This window comes from Mycoplasmopsis gallinacea, from assembly GCF_900660495.1.
Classification (GTDB): Bacteria; Bacillota_I; Bacilli_A; order Mycoplasmatales; family Metamycoplasmataceae; genus Mycoplasmopsis; species Mycoplasmopsis gallinacea.
Window position 1 is genome coordinate 1,003,823 of the sequence record NZ_LR214950.1, and the last position, 19,250, is coordinate 1,023,072.

Sequence of the window (19,250 nt, forward strand, 5' to 3'; positions counted from 1 at the left end):
ATAGCAAACGAAATGTCACACCCTTGAGTTTTAAATTAAAAATCTACATCTTAGATAAAATTTTAATTGATAAAGGAGTGACTATGGGTGTGTTTAAAATAACAACACATAAAAAAATGAGCTATTACGAAGAAAGAAAGGCTCAAATAATAGCAGGTATTATAAGGTTTTGAAACAAAAGAACAAACAAAGAACTTGCTAGGATGTATCACGTCAGCGTCAGAACAATAATTAGATACAAACAAGAAATAAAACCATTTATAGAAAATGGTACTTTTAACGTTGCTCACAAAGGTAGAAAAAATGAAAATGCACTCAAATATAATGATGAAACTATAAATAAAATTATGTGTGATTATTACGATTTTTCTGAAGAATTTTTTCCTAAAAAAGCAACTATTAACACCGCTCCTTTTTGACTTTATTATTATGAAAAAGTAAAACAAAGTTTTAATATTAGTTATTCACAAGCTTTTAGAAGAGTTAAAAAGCAAGGTTTCATTAACATCCAAATGACAAGAAAAGGTAAAAGAGAATCTAGAAAAATTAGAAGATTGCTTGAACAAGAAATTGGTGAAAAAACTTCACTTTTCACAAGAATTGGTTCTTTAGAAATAGATGAACGTGAGAAGAAAAGAAAAAGCGTTTATCAAGCTAAAAATATACATTTAAAATTTGGTGAAAATGTTGAATTAGATGCTTGTCAAGAAATATTTTTCGGGGATAAAAAAGTTTTCATTTACCACGCAATTGATTCAGCTACAGGTAAATTACTTGAACTTCAATGTGAAGAGCAAGAAACAAATGTGGGATACCAAAAGCTAATTGATAAACTCTTTAAAAAATATGGATTTCCTTCAAATATAACAACAGATCGTAGAAGAACTTTTTGAGGTTCGGAAAAAACATACACAATGTTTGAAGAGGCTTTAATCGATAGAGGAATTACTTTATTTGTGTCGTCTAACCCTAAAGATAAGCCAAATGTGGAAAGATCTTTTGCTAGTGCTCAAAATTATTACCCTTATTTATTTAAAAATAAAGGTATTGATTCTATTGAAAAGTTAAATAAAAGAAGCGAAGAAATTATTGATGAATATAATAGACATTTTCAAAAAACAGAAGGTAATAAAGAAAGCAAATTTATCAAAAACGATCCTAGTTCAAATATTTACGATTTTTCTTTAAGAATTAGAAGAAGAGTAAATAATGGAGTCGTTATGTATAAAAATAAAATGCTCGCCCCTTACGACGAACATAATAAAAGATTAATGTTTTTTTCACAAAGCGGAAAAGATATTAATTTATGTTTAGATGTAAACCAAAACTTATATTTCGAAATCAATAATAAGAAATATATTGCAAAAGTAGTTGAAGAATCTGAATTGAATGAAACCGAAATTTATGCTTTAGCTAAAGGGTTAGATATTTCTATCCCACAAGTACATGTGATTGCAAAGGCAATTGTAAATTCTAGAAAATTCACTTTAGCACAGTCACAATTAAGACATTTTCCCGACGAAATTCTCAAAAATGAAAATGCACAAAAGATAATCAAAATACTTGAAAGAAGTGAAGAAATTTTGTTAAAACTTTATAACTTACTTGAAAAAGATATAGAGTGAAAAGATAAAGTTGCATTTATTGACAACTAATATCACAAAACATATTTTATAATCAACAATTTCTTTATGAATTTTGAAGTTCTTTTGCTTCTTTTCTGCGAAAGAAAAGAAGGCCCGTGCGGCAGCACAAATATTGAATTTGTAAAACCAAAAACTAACATACACAATTAATTGATTTTGTTAATTCAATACTTGAATTTTATTTCAATAATTAATATCAAAACTGCTTGTGTTGAATTCTTAAGAATTCAATATAATTATATTAAAAGAAACAAACAAGAGTGACAATTCGTTTAATAATTTACACACAGTTAATTTCAAAAGTAAATGAAATTAATGAGGAAGCTTCTAAGTTAAATGACCAGATGGCAACATTAAATAATTACATTTCAAATGTAATTAAATCTGGAAATAACTCAGATCCAAAACAGTTAAGCAACTACATTAATGCTAGCGATAATCTTAAAAATAATTTTGATGCTTCTTATGAAAAAGCTACTAATTTAGTGGATAAAGAAGCTGGAAAAGGTCTTAATTTAGAGCAAACTAAGGATATTTACCTTAAAGTTAAAAAAGATTTTGAAGCTCTTAATGGAGATCAAAGAAAAACCCTTCTTGCTGATGAACTTGAAAAATTAGTAAATCAATCTAATACCTTTGTTAAAGAAATCCCATATGTAGTAGCTCCAAGCGATAAGCAAAATTCATATGATCAGGCAATTAATAAAGGTAAAGAAGCTCTTAATGATTTAGAAAATAAAACAGCTAAAGAAATAGAGCAAATCGTGGATCAAATCAAGAAAGCTATTAAAAATATTCTTGATAATAAAGAAAACCTTAAAGATTTAATTGATAATATGCCTAATTTATCCGATAAGGAAAAACAGGTATTTAAAGATCAAATCGAAAGCACAAATGATCCTAAAAAACGTTATGATGTGTTAGATAAAGCACGGCAATTAAATGATAAAAAACAAGAATTAATTGATTGAATTAACTCTCAGCCAAACTTATCTAGCTTAGATAAAGAGCAATTAATTAATCGTGTTAAAAATGCAGATGCTTCAAGCGAAAGCTGATATAGAGAACTTAAAATTGAAATCTTAGAAGCAAATCAATTAGTTAAAAAATTATTAGACAATAGCAAAGATAATGCTTTAAGTGATCAAGAAATTGATGAAATTATTGATCGAATTAAACAAATCGGAATTAATAATCCAGATTATGACAAAATAGCTAATGCTTATAAGCAATACAACTACTTATCTAATGCTCTTAGAGAATATAGAAATTCAAGTGTTGCTGCAAGTGATTATAGCGATGTTAAAGCTAGATTAGAAAAAGCAATTGCAACTCAAATTGACTTTGCTTTAAATTCTCAAGAATTAGAAGCAATTAAACAAACACATAGCACTAACAAAGAGCAATTAAACAAAGTTGCTCAAAGTGAAATTGATTTAGTTAATGCTTTACTTGATAAAAATAAAGCTAGATTCGAATATGTTCTTGAAGAACTTCACCAAATTCTTCCTAACAAATATCAGCAATTCAATGAAGGATTAATTAAAAATAATTACTTTGATATAATTACCAAAAATGGTGATAAATTAACTGAAAAAGACATTACAACCATCAAAAGCATTGAAAAACACGATGCTTCTGATGTTATTTATAGTGCTGCTTTAGAAGTTACTAAAGATAAATCTTCACTTTCAAAACCAACATGACTTTGAATCTTAATTGTTTTATCAACAACCATTGTTGGACTTACAATCCTTCTTTGATTTATTGCTAAAAAACGTAAAAAAGAAGAATAATAAATAATTATTTCAAATCTTTTTAATTTATATTGCAACAGAAGCAATATTTACCCCTTAATTAAAACAAAACACCAAAGAAATTAGCTTTGGTGTTTTTTTGATCTTAAATTTTTAAGTTAAACCTATTCTTTAGACCCAACTTGGAAACTTAGTTTTATACAACTGCGAACTAATTAGGGAAGCATTTTTTAAAAAAACCACGCAAGATGCGTGGAAAAAACTAATAGTTTATTAATTCATTGATAAATCAATTACAATTTCTGCAAATTTAGCTAATTGCGCCTTACGATATTCTTCTTTTTGCTTTTGAACTTCAATGTATTTAGCATTTAATTCATTGTACTGAACTAAATCAGAATTGTATTTTTCCATAAGCTTGTCATATTCATCTTTTTTCTGATTATATGCTTCAAGTTCTTGATTGTATTGTTCAAGCTCAGCTTGGTATTTAGCCTGTTTTTCTTCTTCAGAAATATTTTCATTATCATGAGCATGTTCATTTGGTCTTGTTGGAGCTTCTGGTGCCACGGGAGCAAGTCCAGGGTGAGGTAAAATCCGATCAGGATTTTGTGGATCTCTAGCAGGTTGCACATTTTCAAAAGTCTTATCTTCTAAAATTTTGCTTCCAATTAACTTATCATATTGCTCTTCTGATAATTCAAAGTAAAGTGTGGTATTTGTAATTGGTAAACTAGCATTTTGACTAGTAGTTGAAAAGTCAAATAATCTAGCTTTTGATGATTCATAGAAAGTAGCACCAATTGTGTCAATAATTCTTTCGTTTCCATGATCAAAGAATTTAAACTCAAGATTTAAATTATTATCTTGGACATTTAAAGAAACAACTTTTAAATCTAAATATGAAACAAAGGCCAATGGTGTTTGTGGAAAAATAAATCTTCCATTATTGTCTTTAATTGAATCAGCATTTAATTTTTTGAAAAACTCAATAAATGATGGGTTAAAAGTGCTGTTTTTGCTAAAGAATTTAAGGTAATCTAAATCCATTTTTACTAAGTATTTTTCTTTAACTTTATCAGCAATTTGTGTTGATAATAATTTTTTACCTGCGATACTTTTAGGGTCTAATTTAGGATCTAATTTAGGGTCTAAATTATGCTTATCAAACTCATTTTGGTCATTCTTTTTGTAAATTAAAATTGGAGTTTCTTCATTTGCGTTATTTGATAATTTTAATGTCACGCTCATTGCTTGGAAAGGGACTAAATCATCAAGAGTATCAACATTTTCCAAATCAAGTTTATCGGCATTATCTGCTAAAATTTGATTTAATTTTTCATTTGTTCCATTAATTCATTCTTGTCTTTTTTCATCAGTATCAAGTGAAGGATTTTGCTTTGCAAAAACACTAAGCAAGCTTTGAACATCTTCTTTTGTAACAAAAGGAATTTTTTTGATAAGAACTGAACCAGATTCATTCATTTTTTCATATGTTGAATGAAGTGTTGTTAAGCTAAATGGACGATTTTGATACTGCTCACCATTTTTATAAATGATGTTAGCAAAATTATCTTGAAACTGTTTTACAATTTCTTGATATTTTGCGGCTATATTTTGGAGTAATTCGTTCATTTTTTGATTTTGTTCAGCATCATCTTTAATTGCAACTACAGTTTTAAATCCAGTCGCAAATTCATCAAGTGAAGCTACTGTTTTATTGAGTAAATCTTTGGGTGTAATTGTAAATTCACCAGTTTCTTTTTGAGCAAATTTATCTAAAAATAAGTCCATTTCTTCTTTAAAGTAATTAAAGTTATTATTTACTTGAAGTCAAAGTTTTCTAAGGTCATATTTTTTAACCAAAGCATCAATTTTTTTAGCTGTATCTTTGTTTAAATAATTATAAGCAAAATTTAAAATTGCTGTTGGGTATGAACCGTTAGAAAATGTATAGTTGTTGATTTTACCTAAAATAATGCTTAATTGGTACTTGTTATTATTCTTAGCAAGGTCTTCTTTAATTAAAGTAAGACCATTTTCGTAAAATTCAGCCATTTTTTCTTTATTTAACAATTCAGTTTGAATTCTAGCTAATTCTGTTTCAAATTCTTCTTGTTTATCTTTAAAGCGTTCTTTAATATTTTCATCATTTTTAATATTTGAAATTACTTCGTCAACGCTAGAAATTAATAAATCATTGATTTGTTTAAAAGAAGTTTCGTATAAAGAAGCTACTGAAGCATCTTTGGTAATTTCTTGGTATAAATCGACTTCATTTTTAGTTTTATCATCACATGAGATAAAAGAAAGTGGAGAAATTAGGGCTAATGAACCCAAAAATAATGTTTTTAATTTTTTCATAATTTGAAATTATAATGTTTTTAACAATTTATTTAGGCAAATAATTTATAATTATAAAGACTAGTATATTTTATAAATATATGATACTTCTATTACTAAATTTACTTATTTTATGAGGTGAAAATGAATAAAACTTATGAACACATAAAGGTAGAAAAAGGGATCGATTCTAAATGGCAAAAGAAAAGGTATTTTTCTACTCATGATGAAATGAAAAAGCCATTTTCCATTTTATTACCTCCGCCTAATGTTACTGGAAAATTACACCTTGGACATGCTCTTGATGTTTATATTCCAGATACCATTATTCGTTATAAAAAATTAAAAAACTTCGACGTTTTATGACTTCCTGGAATGGATCATGCTGGAATTGCAACTCAAAGTAAAGTAGAAGATGTACTTTATCAAAGCACAGGGCAAACTAGACATGATTTAGGTAGAGAAGGATTTGTTGATAAAGTTTGAGAATGAAAAAAAGAATATGCGACTTTATTTAGAAAACAATGATCAAAAGTTGGACTTGCACTAGATTATGATCGTGAGCGTTTTACTTTAGATAAAAAAGCTAATAAAGCGGTACTTAAAGTCTTTGTTGATTTATACAAAAAAGGTTACATTTACAAAGGAAACCGTGCAATTAACTGAGATATTAAATTACAGACAGCTTTATCAAATATTGAAGTAGTTAATGAGCCAAGAGTTCAAAAAATGTACTACATTAAATATCCTCTGCTTAATTCAAACGATCATCTAACAATTGCAACAGTTAGAACTGAAACTCTTTTAAGTGACGTAGCTGTAGTTTATAACCCTAAAGATGTGCGTTATAAGCATCTAAAAAATGCGCAAGTAGTTCATCCAATTACTAAGAAAATCATTCCATTAATTGCTGATGAATATGTAGATCCAAACTTTGGAAGCGGGCTTATGAAATTAAGTGCTCATGCTGAAGTTGATATTGATATTATTCAAAAGCATGGACTTGAAATTAATGAAACAATTGATAAAAACGGAATTATTATTTCTGATATTGAGCGTTTCAATGGTTTGGAAAGATTCGTGGCTCGTGAAGAAATTGCTAAGTTTTTAGATGAAAACAACTTACTTGAAAAAGTTGAAGAAACAACTTCAAATGTAGCTATTTCAGATCGTTCAAAAACAGTTGTAGAAACTCTTGTAATGCCTCAATGATTTGTTAAAATGGATCATTTTAGAGATTTAATTTTAGATAATTTAAAAAGCAAAGAAGCAGTTAAATTTTTCCCTAAGCGTTTTAGAGAAACACTTAAAAAATGAATGGATAATGTTCATGATTGAGCTATCTCACGTCAGCTTTGATGAGGACACAGAATTCCAGTTTGATATGATCAAGATGGAAATATGAAAGTTCAAGTTAAATCACCAGGAAAAAATTGAACCCAAGATAGTGATGTTTTAGATACATGATTTTCATCAGGGCTTGCACCATTTGTATTTATGAACTGACCCGAAAAAGATAATGCCCTTTTAAATCGTTATTATCCAACTTCACTTTTAGTTACTGGATATGACATTATCTTTTTCTGAGTAGCTAGAATGTATTTCTTTGGGCTTGAATTTATGAAACAAATTCCGTTCAAAAGAGTACTTATGCACGGACTTATTCGTGATATGCAAGGACGGAAAATGTCTAAATCACTCAATAATGGAATTGACCCAATTGAGATGATTGATAAATATGGTTCAGATGCTCTTAGATGGTCTTTAATTACTAATTCAACACCTGGAATGGATATTCGTTTTAGCGAAGATAAAGTTGAAAGTGCTTGAAAAATTAGTAATAAGTTCTGAAACATAGCTAGATTCATTAACGAAATGCCTGAAGATGAAAATAAAAACTTAACTGATGCTGATTTATGAATTATGAATAAATTAGCGCATTTAAGCAAAAAAATTAACCGCAATATTGATAAATATGACTTTGCCGTTATTGGTTCAGATATTTATCGTTATATTTTCAATGAATTAAGTGGTTGATACATTGAACTTCTTAAATCTAACCCATCAAAACGTGGAGCAATGCGGATTTTAGAAAAAACTTTAATCGTGCTTCATCCATTTATGCCTTTTATTACTGATCGGATTTACTCAGAAGTATTTAACAAAGAGCTTCTTGAGCAAAAATGACCAATTATTCGTGAGAATAAAAATGTTCAATATATCGATCAAATTATTGATGTTGTAACTGAAATTCGTAAATATCGTGAAGAAAACAATCTTTCTAAAAAAGAAGTTATTTACTATGACATTGACAATGTAGTTGATCCAAAAATGATTGCTGCAATTGATAAGATGGCTTTTGCTAAAAGAGAAGCTAATAAAGATTATTTAATTGCCTTAGATCAAATTAACTTATATCTTAAACAAGATGAGTCAATTAAAGAGAAAAATAAACAAGCTTTAATTGATAAAGTCGCTTTTGTGAAAAATGAAATTACTAGAGCAAGTAACATTTTATCTAATCCTAATTTCGTTGCTAAAGCACCAAAAGAAAAAGTGGATGCAGAAAAAGAAAAATTAGTTAAATATGAAAAAGAATTAGCTAAATATGAGGAGGAATTAAAATGCAAATATTAAGTGGAAAAGAACTTGCAAAAAGAGAACTTGAAGCTCTTAAAAAACAAATTAAGGAGATTAATTTACCAAGACCTCTTCGTCTAGCAATTATTCAAGTTGGTGACAACCCTGCTTCAAATAAGTACATTAGTGCTAAATTAAAAAAATGTGAAGAAGTAGGAATTGAAGGAAAATTATTCAAATACCCTGAAAAAATTACTCAAAACCAATTGCTTAAAAAACTTGACTCAATCAATGAATGAGGAGATGGAATTATTGTGCAATTGCCACTTCCAGATCACATTCCTGAAAAAGTTATTTTAGATGCTGTTCCATACGATAAAGATATTGATGGACTTAGTGCTAGAAACGAATTTTTACTTTACAATGAACCAAATTCAAAACACTACATTCCAGCTACAGCTAGAGCTGTAATGGAACTTATTGAACATTACAAAATTCCTGTTTTAGATAACCGAATCAGTGTTGTTGGGCGTTCAAAAGTAGTTGGAAAACCAGTGGCTCACATTTTAAAAAGAAATAATACTCACGTATCAACTTTTAATGAAGAAACTGGAATTAAAGGAATTGAATCTAGTGATTTAGTTATTGTTGCTATTGGTGAAGCTAAATTTGTCAAAGCTCATAACCTTAAAGAAGGTGCTGTTGTTATTGATGTGGGAACTAATTTAGATGATAAGCTTACAGTTGATCTTTGTGGTGATGTTGACTTTGAAGATGTTAAAGACAAAGTTAGTGCCATCACCCCAGTTCCTGGTGGTGTTGGACCTATGACAGTTGTATGTTTACTTAAGAATTTAGTTGAAAGATATAGCTAAATTTTGCGAACAAACCTTGCTTTAAGGTTTGTTTTTTTATAAAAAAAGATGCAGCCTAAGCTACATCTAAGTTTCACACCAAATTAGTTTTTGTGTGAAGCAACGAATTGATCTAAACGTGAGTGTTTTCTAGCACCTTTGTTAGCGTGGAAAACACCTTTAGAAACAGCTTTACCAATTACAGAGTGTGCATTTGCAACTAATTGGTTTGCGTTTTCAGCATTAGCTAAAACAGCTTCACGAGCTTTTCTGATAGCAGTTTTAACACGTGATTTCATAGCAGCGTTTTTTACACGAGCAGCTTCCATTTTAGCAATACTTTTAACTTTAGATTTAATGTTAGCCATGATCTAACCTCCCTTTTTCTAATTAAATTAATTTGAAAAATCTAATTAATTATATCTTAATTTATTTATTTTGTTATTAACTTTTTGTTTTATTAAAGTAGTATGTATCAAGTTGTGAACGAAGTTTATCATCAACTGAACCAATACCTTTGTGCTCAAAGTTTTCTTGTCTTTGTTTGTCGGTTAGAGCAATCTCATAAATTTTAATTGCTCTTAAATCATATTCATTTTCATCAGTGATAAAATAGTTTCTTCTAATAAATTCATAATCAATAGTAGTTGAAGGAGTATAGTTAATAAAGTCAAAGTTGGTAAGGTTAGGATATTTTGTTTCAACAATTTCTTCAAAGTAAGCTTCATTTCCTAAATTTACGTGTGAAAGAATGCTGGCGATTCTTGTAACAAATTCTTCATCGCTTTCAGCAGCATTTTCTTTTTCAAGAGGGAAAAGTTCTTTGAATTGTTGAATTAACTCAGGATTATTTTCAAATTTTTGAGCCACAAATTCGTTGAATTTTTGTAAATCTTCATTAAAAATTTCTTCTTTGATAGTCTCTTTATAAATAGTTTTAAGTTGTTCAAGCATTGAATTTAAAAGTTCACTTTTTTTGTTGAAAATAAACTCAAGGTATTCTTGATAATATTCAAGTAATGATTCTTTCATAGCTTCAGTTTTATTAGCAATTCCCTTAGTAGCCATAACATGATTAATTTTGTTTAAGTTTGCAAAAATTGTAGTTCTAATTGAATCATAAATTATATCTTCAGTTTGCTCATTTACATCTTTAGCAACAACGAATGTATCTAATAATATGATGTTTTTGTTAAATTTGAATGCTTGAATAGTTCCATCTGGAACAAGATTTCCATTTTCATCTCTAAGTTCATTATCTTCTGAATAATAAGCATCAAGAGCATCACCATTAAACATTAAAGCAACATCAACATCTTTTCTTGATGGATCAATTAAATTGCGTAAAATATTTTGTCCATCACCGTCAAAAGCAATGTTTTTTCCATCTGCAATTCTAAATGAAGTTGAATCTTGTACAAGTGAAATAAAGTTATCAATTGATCATTTGTAATTATCAATTGTGCTATTACCTGTAAAAAGGTTTTCAAGTTCAAAAGGTGCACCAGGGGTTGAATCAAGCGCAACTTTGTTATAAGCACTACCATAAAGCATATTATTTCTAACCGCATCAGTAATTACAAAATTTGAGTATCCATTATGTGAAAGGTAGTTAAAGATGTTAAAAATTGAAGCGTAGTTAAACGGTTTAAGATCACTTTGATCTACACCATTTAACACTGTGTTAAATTCATCTTGTTTACCTTCTTTTTCAAATTCTTTTTCTAGTTTATTTCAGTAGTTTTGGTTAAGTTTTTTTGCGTTTTCACGAAGCATTTCTTCAGTAATTGGATCTTTAGAAGCTTTAGATTTTAAAGGGTTGTAACCAATCATTGAATCTTGCACATAATAAGGAAGCACGTATTCCCATAAGTGCTTAACTGAATCTGGATTTTTCTCTTTTCACTCGTTTCATTGCTCTTCATTAAGGTCTTTAGCATCATTTACATCTTTATCATATGAGGCTAAATGTTTTCAAACTGGCTCAGTGTAAATGTTTTTAAGCATTGCTTCAAGCTCGGTTTTATTTGGTTTATGATCAAGCTGGAAAAACTTTTGAAAGTTTATTGGACGAATTAAGTCTTTTTTAATTAAACCAACTGCTTGGAATTCACTTCCAATACCAGCACTAACTTTACGGTTAGTAAGAGCGGTTGTGAATTCGATAATTTCGTCAAATACTTTGTAAGTAAAATTATTATTGATCTTATCTATATTACCTTGATACATATAAGATTTATAGTTATAAAAAGCAGGTTTAAAAGGTTTTGAATATTTATATACTGCAAGTGATATCATAGCACCTGCTATTATCGGGACGGAGGAAACTAACGCCACTTTCTTTCATTTATTTTTAAAAAAACGCTGTTGAGGTTTTTCTTCTTTAGTTTCCATTATTTCTCCTTAATATTAAATTAATTTTTTGATATGAATTATTTTAATAATTTTTGAAAAAATGTAGCAAAAAAAATAATTTTTTTAGTCCCTATTTTTTAGGTTAAAAGTTCAAAAATGACTTCTAAAAAATCACCATATAAAAATTAAGATTTTTTAGAATTAATTTTTATTATTCTATAATTATTTATAGATATGAAAAAATTATTTTTAAACCTAGGTGCACTAGTTAGCATTTCACTTCCATTAAGCACTTTTATTTCTTGCTCATTTACTCTTGATGGAACTAAAAAAGAATTTAAAAATTTGCTTGAAGAAGTTAAAAACACTAATAAAAATAATAAATATGATTATTTAATTTGATCAATGGAACATTATTTAAATTCAATTGAGCAAGCAATTGATGGAGTCAAAAATAACGCAAATATCAAAGACGAAACTCGAGTTAAACTTAGAGCATGAATTAAAGCTTTATTGCAACTTGCTAAAACAATTAAAGAAAAAAATGATTCTGGAAATTATCTTCCAACTTCTAGTTATGCTTCTGAAAAAGCGCAAATAGATGCAATCAAAGCTTACAAATTCTTATCATTACCAAATAATGATGAAGTAGAGGAAATTTTTGTATCAGTTCAAAAGCAACTAAATGATGATAAAAATAAATGAACCGAAGCACAACAAGTAGAAATTCAAAAGATTGTTAATGCGCTTAATAATAGTTATAACTATTATTACAATGGCTATAAACAAAATCTTCTTAAGTTCTGAAAAACAAAAAATTTTGAATGAAAAAATACTCAAAATGAAGATCTTAAACCTAAAATTTATAATGATTTAAAAAGCAAACTTGATTTATTTAAAACCCTTAAAAATAGGATAAAAAATAACGGAACCAGCACAGCTGAAGAACTTTTTGAACTAGCTAGACCAAAAGTTTTTTGATAAAATTACATTTTTTAGTGTTAAACTTATTTTGGTATAAAAATTTTAAAAAATTCACAATTTAAAATATATAGGAGAACAAAAAATGACAATGAATAAAAACAATTTAATGAAAATTTTTAAAATCCTTTCAATAATTTTCTTAGGAGCATTTGTTATTTCTTTTGCTGCGTGATTAATTTTCCTTATTAACCACTTAAGATTCTATTCATCAGAAATTGAATACCTTAGATTAATTGAAGATGGATATACACAAGTTTCTCAAACAGGACTTCTTATTAAAGAAATTCCATTATTAGAATCAAGATTAAATACAGCACAAATATTTGCTATTGTTTCTGCGGTTCTCACTGCAGTTTCTGTACTTGGACTTGCTTTGGTAAAACTTTTAGTCAAAGACGAAGATGTAAAATAAAAATAAAATGTAGAGCGATAAGCTTTACATTTTTTATTTGATTTTTAAGGTTAAACTAGCTTATAAAATTTATGACAATTAATGTGTAAATATTTCCGTAATTTAGAGCAATATACCTACACTCTCAACAAAAAAAAAAAAAAAAGAATTATATAATGAAAAATATGGATAAAAAAATAATAAGAAGATTGAGAAATATTTCACTACTTACAATCAGCTCTCTTTCTGCATTTGGAGCTTTTTCATGTGGTGATTGTAGTGCAAACAGCGAAATAAAATACAATTATGATAGCATGAAAAATTCACAAGTACTTTCACTTGATGTAGCAAGAACTTTAAAAGCAACTGAAGATATGCCTTACTATGAATTTTTTAAAGACACACTTGAATCAGTACAAAATGATTATCCAAGTGTTTTTCTTGCCAGAAATGCTTCGCAGGTATTTATTACCAGCTTTATGCAGCTTTTAACTCAGTTAAATTTAACTAAAAAAGGCTTAGATAAATACAATGATGCAATTTATCTAATTGACGAAAAAGTCTTTGATTATGCAAATACAAACAATTCAAGATTCAATTTTGATTACTTATTTAACAAATTTGGTGATGTTTTTGGAAAAAATAAAACTTTAAATCTTGAAAATGGTGAAATTGGAATTTTAGGTAACACAAAATTTGTTTCAAGCAGCAACAATGCTTATAGCATTTTTCCTAGAACTCTTAACGAACTTGTTAGATACTTAGCTCCATATTTATCCCAAGGAGTTAAATTATTTGATTTTTATATTCCGGATATTTCATTTGTTGGTATGAATGATGAAGTAAGAAGTTGAATTATTAAGCACGCTAACAAAATTACACTTTTAAGTGATGGTAATGCTCAACCGTATAAATTTATTCGTGACAATTACATAAAATGAGCTAAAAATCAGAAAGTTCATTACACTAAAGAGCAGCTTCTTGATTATTGAAACAAACATAAAGCTAGCCCTGGTGTTCAGATAGATATTAATTATCATTTCTTTTACACTTTAGATGAAAAAATTAAGATTTTCAACCTAAATAATTCATATATTGAACCTTTTAATGAGGAATTAAGAAATCGTGGTCTTGATTGAGCTCAATTAAAAATCCACCAATACCCTTTAAATCCAAACACAATTAATGAATATTTAAACTTGCAAAATAATAATATTGTTGAGGATTACTTAAAATTAAATAACCTTTATCAAAAATCTTTCTTAGATTTTGTAATTCAAGGAAAAGAAGTTTATGACCCTAATAAAAAGAATTTAATTTTTATGGGTTCATCACTTTTTAGAAAAAATGAAAAAACTGGCGAGTGAAGATTTGCAACTCAAGAATATGCTCTTAATGAAATTAAGTCATTTTTTGCAAAAATAGAAGAACTTTATCCAGTATCTGAATACAATTATTTTTTCAAATTGCACCCAGTGTATGACCAAAATGAATCAAAAGAATATATTAATTTCTTACTTGGTGATTTATCAAATAAAGCAATTCTTTTAAATTCAAGCATAGCTTGAGAGAATATGCTTACAGTTGATTATGAGCAAATTAAAAATAATAAATCAATTTTATTTACTGAAAATGGAGAATCAAAAACTCACCTTTATGGTATTCAAGGAACTACAACTGTTATTCTTTCAACAATAACTTTCTTAAAAGAAGCTCTAAAATGAAATGATGAACAGGTGAAAAGTTTTGTGGATATTAAAAACTTCCCACTTTCTAACACTTTTGATATTGTTAAGCGTGATATTCATTATGCTACACCTGATGAAGCAAAAAAAGCAAACACTAAACAGATGAATAGTGTCTATGAATTTTTTGTTGCATCAGGTTCATTCCCAGCTCCTAAAGAATGAATTGATATGAGAGAATTTTTAACTAGAACCAAATAATTCTTATTTATGTATATAAATAAAATAAGTTAAAACACACAGCAATAATTGTGAATTTCATTCCAATTTTGCTGTGTGTTTTTATTATTAATAATAAGGGTTATTTTTTAGGAAAATTAAGCAATTTTAAGCCTCCAGAAAGTTGATTTTTTTGTATGGAAAATTTCCACATTTGAAAAAAAATAAATTTTATTTATTAATAAGGCATCTTTTATATTGTAAAATTTTGGTAGAGAGTGGGAGGAAGTGGTATGTTTGGTAGACACAATAGAAATCTTGACGATAAATACCGTGTTGTATTGCCATCACCATTTAAAGAAGAATTAGGCGAAAAATTTTATTTAACAATCGGTTTAGATAAAAACGTCGAAATCAGAAGTCAAGATGTGTTTAATCAATACATTAACATTTTAAATGGTAAATCTGAATTTGACAAAAACGTCAGAATTTTAAAAAGATTTATTTTGGGGAATACTTTCGAAATCGAACTTGATAAGCAAGGTAGAATTTCATTACCAAAACACATTATTGACTCGTTAGCTCTCAAAAAAGAAGTTGTCTTTATCGGGACAGGTTCAATAGTTGAACTTTGATCAAAAGAAGTTCTTGAAGAACACGAATCTTCAATCTCAAATGATGAATTATCTAATATAGCACAATTGCTATCTCAACAATAAGGGGTAATTAATTTATGAAAAATGAACATTACTCCGTTTTACTTAATGAATCCATTGATGCATTAAATATAAAACCAGATGGAATTTACGTGGATCTTACCTTAGGAATGGGTGGACACTCAGAGCAAATTTTAAAAAGATTAACAACGGGTAAACTTTATGCTTTTGATAAAGATGAATTCGCTTTGGAACAAGCAGGAATAAGATTATCAAAAGTCTCAGATAGATATGAGCTAATTAAAAGTGATTTCAAAGAAATAAAATCAGAATTAGCGAAAAGAAATATATACCAAGTTGACGGAATAATTGCTGATTTAGGAATTTCATCACCACAAGTTGATAATTCAGAAAGAGGATTTAGCTACAATAAAGACGCACGATTAGATATGCGAATGGATCAAACGCAAGAATTTTCAGCATATGAAGTTGTAAATGGTTACGAATTAACCCAATTGGAAAAAATCCTAATTAATTACGCTGATGTAAAGCTCGCTTACCGAGTTGCGAAAGCCATTTGTGATTCACGACCAATTGAAACTACAATGGAACTAGTTGAAATTATTAAAAGTTGTTACCCAGCAAAAATGCTACGTGCCAAAAATCCAGCTAAAGCAGTTTTTCAAGCTATAAGAATCGAAGTAAACAATGAACTTGAATCATTAAAACAAATGCTTAATGATGCATTGAGTCTTCTCAAAACTCAAGCTACACTAGCAATCATTACGTTTCATTCTATCGAGGATAAAATTGTTAAAAACTTTTATGCCAATATTTCTCGTAATGATATTCCTTCAAAGATGCCTATCATGATACAAGATAAGTACTTTATTAAACAAATAAAGCCTTCAAAGGTTGAATTAGAAGAAAACAAACGTTCACGTAGTGCTAAATTACGCATCGTTCGAAGATTATTTTAGTTAAAAAGCGCATTTAATTATTTTAACTAGTAGAACAAATAACACATAAAAATATAGGTTTTTTAAAATAAACAATAAAAATAAGTAACGAAATCAAGTAATGAAAATAAACCAAAAATTAGGGAAGGGAGTAAAATATGAATTTCGAAAATCGTTCATTTGATAGACAATCAAATAATATGAACAATAAAATGAAAAATTTCAACAAAGTTGATGCAAATAAATTATCACTTAAAGTAATCGGTGTAGGTGGTGGAGGTAACAACGCTGTTGGAATGACAATTAATGAAAACTTCCCTAATGTAGAATTTTTAGTTGCAAATACTGACTTTGGAGCCTTACATAAAGTTAACTGTAATAATAAAATTCATCTTGGTAAAGATAAAAGAGGATTAGGTGCGGGAAGTAACCCAGAAGTTGGGAGAAATGCAGCACTTGAATCTCTTGAAGATATCACAACAAAGCTAGATAAAGCTGATGTTATTATAATTGCAGCTAGTCTTGGAGGTGGAACCGGAACAGGTGCATCACCAGTTATTGCGGATGCTGCAAGAAAACTTGGAGCTTTAACAATTGCTGTTGTTACAACACCTTTTATTTACGAAGGTACAAGAAAAATGAGAGTAGCAAAAGCTGGTCTTAATGAACTTAAAGAAAAAGTAGATGCTTATATCGTTGTTTCAAACGAAAAACTTATTGAAAAATTCTCATCAGTACCTGCTGAAGACCTTTTCAAAATGGCCAATGTTTCACTTAAAAACATTATTTTAGCTATTAATGATGCTCTTTATAATACAGGTACAATTAACATTGACTTTGCTGATGTAAAAAGAATTTTATCTAACGGTGGATTAACAGCTGTTGGTATTGGAAAAGGTAACGGAACAGATCGTGCTAAAAAAGCTGTAGATAAAGCTTTCGAACAATGTTTATATGAAAACGATATTACTAATGCAAATAGAGTTTTAATTAACATTACCCATGATTCAAAAACCACACAAGCAGAAATTCGTGATGCGGTTAACCGTGTTTATGAAAAATTTGGAACCGACCCAAAAGCGGAAAACAACCCATTTGAATGTATTGTTGGTCAACAAAAAGTTGAAACACAAGATAAAACCGAATTATTTAAAGTTTCAATTATTGCTACAGCAACATCAAGCGAAAACGTTGCCAAAGACCCATATTCTTTGTCAGTAAGCTCACAAAATAATTATCAAAGTCCAAGCCCAATTTATATCGACGTTAATGAACAACCAGATACAGGAGAGTTCATTCTTGAAGAAGAAAGCGTTGATGTTGAAGGAAAATTAGAACAATCTCTTAAACACCTTGATCAATTTACAGATGGTGATGACGATGATGATTTTACAGAAGAATTTAGCGAAGAAGAACAAGGATTTGTCGGATATTCAAGTCAAGACGAAGATGTCATTAGTTTTCCAGAGGAAGAAAATCTTGTTCAAGGACCTGAAATTGAAAGCGATTTATCAGAAACCAAAGAAATTAACGGAATCTTAAATGTGGATGATGATTCCCAAGATAAATGAGACAAACCAGAAAAATTTGATGAAGAAAATGATGATGAAGATTGATTTAACAATAATTATTAATAATTCGATGTCTTAGAAGAATATAATAACCAAAGTTAAATTAATCAAACTCAAAAGAAGTATTTAACTAATTTTTAGCAAGCCTAGCTTGCTTTTTTTATACAAAAATTAATAAAACAATTTAAAATAAATTAATAAAGCTATACCATTCAAAAATTTGCTATTTTCTAGCTTTATCAACCTTGTTATTTTATATATTAATTTAAATTAATATATAATTGAAATAATATTATTAAGGAGTAATAAATGAAAACAAGAACCCAATCGAGAATTGAAGTTATTAATGTGATTTATCAACATGAACTTTTAGAAAGAAGTTTAAATATTGAGCAAATTTTTGAAAATCACTCAGAATTAGACCAGTGTCAAATTCAACTTTTACAAAAAATTGCTAATAATTATCAATTTTTAAAATCAACTTTAATTAAGCTTTTCAATACAAACTGACAATGAGAAAGAGTAAGTCCTCTTGTAAGAGCGATTTTAATTAATGCAGCAGCTGAAATGTTCTCAATTCAACCTAAAATCGTGATTAATGAAGCTGTTAATATTACTAAGTTATTTTTAGGAAATGACAAAGATGAACCTAATTCAAAAGCTGCCAAGCTTTACAAATTCGTTAATGCTATTCTCGAAAATTACTACAAACTTTTAGTTAAATTAGAAGTTGATGCAATTAAAATGGATCAAGCTGAAAATGAAGAAATTCACAAGTAAAATTACAAGCCGGATTGCAACTGCCCTTAGACGTTTTAAATACAAAATTTATTTTTTGATGTGAAAAAGAAAGATTATTTATTGTCTTAACATCTTTAAATCATTTGGTGTTATTGATTTTGATTTTAAAGACAACATTAATGATTTTTTCTCAAAAAATAAATGACCATCAATTAACGAATTTGTGATCGATTTTAGAAAAACGTTCATAATTATCAAGGAAGATCAATATTTAAGCCTTGTAGATAATTTTTTATTTTATGTTTTTTACGAGCTTACTTATCGTGCTTTTAAAAAACAAATTAAATTACCATTTTTTAAAATGCAGCCATATAGCAATAAAACTCAAAATGTTATTCCTACAAATAATTTAAAAAGATCTTATTATTACAATTTTTTAGATCAAATTCGAACTTATCCATTTTTTGATAATCAAAAAATTATATTAATTTTAAGAAAGATAAAATAAA

15 protein-coding genes are annotated in these 19,250 nt (G+C 28.2%); 12 read left to right on the forward strand and 3 right to left on the reverse strand.

The window, feature by feature from the left end; all coding sequences use genetic code 4:
• Positions 1 to 23 precede the first annotated feature (23 nt).
• Entirely contained in the window at positions 24 to 1,655 is a 1,632-nt protein-coding gene (locus EXC51_RS03870; RefSeq protein WP_129620239.1) for a hypothetical protein, read from the forward strand.
• Positions 1,656 to 1,906: 251 nt separating this feature from the next.
• Positions 1,907 to 3,442 (forward strand): GA module-containing protein, encoded by a 1,536-nt coding sequence (locus EXC51_RS03875; protein WP_129620603.1) that lies wholly within the window; start codon positions 1,907 to 1,909, stop codon positions 3,440 to 3,442.
• Between the two features lie 234 nt (positions 3,443 to 3,676).
• Here the strand turns inward: EXC51_RS03875 and EXC51_RS03880 are convergent, their stop codons facing one another.
• On the reverse strand, positions 3,677 to 5,767 hold the full coding sequence (locus EXC51_RS03880; RefSeq protein WP_129620604.1) for a hypothetical protein: 2,091 nt from the start codon (positions 5,765 to 5,767) through the stop codon (positions 3,677 to 3,679).
• A gap of 123 nt (positions 5,768 to 5,890) precedes the next feature.
• Here EXC51_RS03880 and EXC51_RS03885 point away from each other — a divergent pair, with 123 nt between their 5' ends.
• Entirely contained in the window at positions 5,891 to 8,383 is a 2,493-nt protein-coding gene (locus tag EXC51_RS03885) for a valine--tRNA ligase (RefSeq protein ID WP_129620605.1), read from the forward strand.
• Positions 8,371 to 9,201, forward strand: a complete 831-nt coding sequence (locus EXC51_RS03890; RefSeq protein WP_129620606.1) for a bifunctional 5,10-methylenetetrahydrofolate dehydrogenase/5,10-methenyltetrahydrofolate cyclohydrolase — start codon at positions 8,371 to 8,373, stop codon at positions 9,199 to 9,201. The genes EXC51_RS03885 and EXC51_RS03890 overlap by 13 nt, the downstream gene beginning before the upstream one ends.
• 83 nt (positions 9,202 to 9,284) lie before the next feature.
• Here EXC51_RS03890 and rpsT read toward each other — a convergent pair whose 3' ends face one another.
• Both rpsT and EXC51_RS03900 read right to left on the reverse strand, forming a co-directional pair.
• Positions 9,285 to 9,548 carry a 30S ribosomal protein S20 gene (gene rpsT, locus EXC51_RS03895; protein WP_129620607.1) on the reverse strand — a complete coding sequence of 88 codons (264 nt, stop codon included), beginning with the start codon at positions 9,546 to 9,548 and terminating at the stop codon, positions 9,285 to 9,287.
• Positions 9,549 to 9,624: 76 nt separating this feature from the next.
• Entirely contained in the window at positions 9,625 to 11,574 is a 1,950-nt protein-coding gene (locus EXC51_RS03900; RefSeq protein WP_129620608.1) for a hypothetical protein, read from the reverse strand.
• Between the two features lie 195 nt (positions 11,575 to 11,769).
• On the opposite strand from EXC51_RS03900, the gene EXC51_RS03905 reads away from it, so the two are divergent.
• The 8 genes from EXC51_RS03905 to EXC51_RS03940 all read left to right on the forward strand — a co-directional run bounded on the left by EXC51_RS03905 (position 11,770) and on the right by EXC51_RS03940 (position 19,249).
• A complete protein-coding gene (locus EXC51_RS03905) occupies positions 11,770 to 12,519 on the forward strand; it encodes a hypothetical protein (protein ID WP_129620609.1) in 750 nt (249 codons plus the stop codon).
• An 82-nt stretch (positions 12,520 to 12,601) separates the two neighbouring features.
• Entirely contained in the window at positions 12,602 to 12,931 is a 330-nt protein-coding gene (locus EXC51_RS03910; protein ID WP_129620610.1) for a hypothetical protein, read from the forward strand.
• A gap of 164 nt (positions 12,932 to 13,095) precedes the next feature.
• Positions 13,096 to 14,856 (forward strand): hypothetical protein, encoded by a 1,761-nt coding sequence (locus EXC51_RS03915; RefSeq protein WP_129620611.1) that lies wholly within the window; start codon positions 13,096 to 13,098, stop codon positions 14,854 to 14,856.
• A gap of 251 nt (positions 14,857 to 15,107) precedes the next feature.
• On the forward strand, positions 15,108 to 15,533 hold the full coding sequence (locus EXC51_RS03920; protein WP_129620612.1) for a division/cell wall cluster transcriptional repressor MraZ: 426 nt from the start codon (positions 15,108 to 15,110) through the stop codon (positions 15,531 to 15,533).
• A 14-nt stretch (positions 15,534 to 15,547) separates the two neighbouring features.
• Complete coding sequence (gene rsmH / locus EXC51_RS03925; RefSeq protein WP_129620613.1) at positions 15,548 to 16,450, forward strand: 16S rRNA (cytosine(1402)-N(4))-methyltransferase RsmH; 903 nt, start codon at positions 15,548 to 15,550, stop codon at positions 16,448 to 16,450.
• A gap of 137 nt (positions 16,451 to 16,587) precedes the next feature.
• Positions 16,588 to 18,063, forward strand: coding sequence for a cell division protein FtsZ (locus tag EXC51_RS03930; RefSeq protein WP_129620614.1), 1,476 nt, complete (start codon positions 16,588 to 16,590; stop codon positions 18,061 to 18,063).
• Positions 18,064 to 18,309: 246 nt separating this feature from the next.
• A complete protein-coding gene (locus EXC51_RS03935) occupies positions 18,310 to 18,780 on the forward strand; it encodes a transcription antitermination protein NusB (protein WP_129620615.1) in 471 nt (156 codons plus the stop codon).
• Positions 18,761 to 19,249 carry a hypothetical protein gene (locus EXC51_RS03940; RefSeq protein WP_129620616.1) on the forward strand — a complete coding sequence of 163 codons (489 nt, stop codon included), beginning with the start codon at positions 18,761 to 18,763 and terminating at the stop codon, positions 19,247 to 19,249. The genes EXC51_RS03935 and EXC51_RS03940 overlap by 20 nt, the downstream gene beginning before the upstream one ends.
• Position 19,250 lies beyond the last annotated feature (1 nt).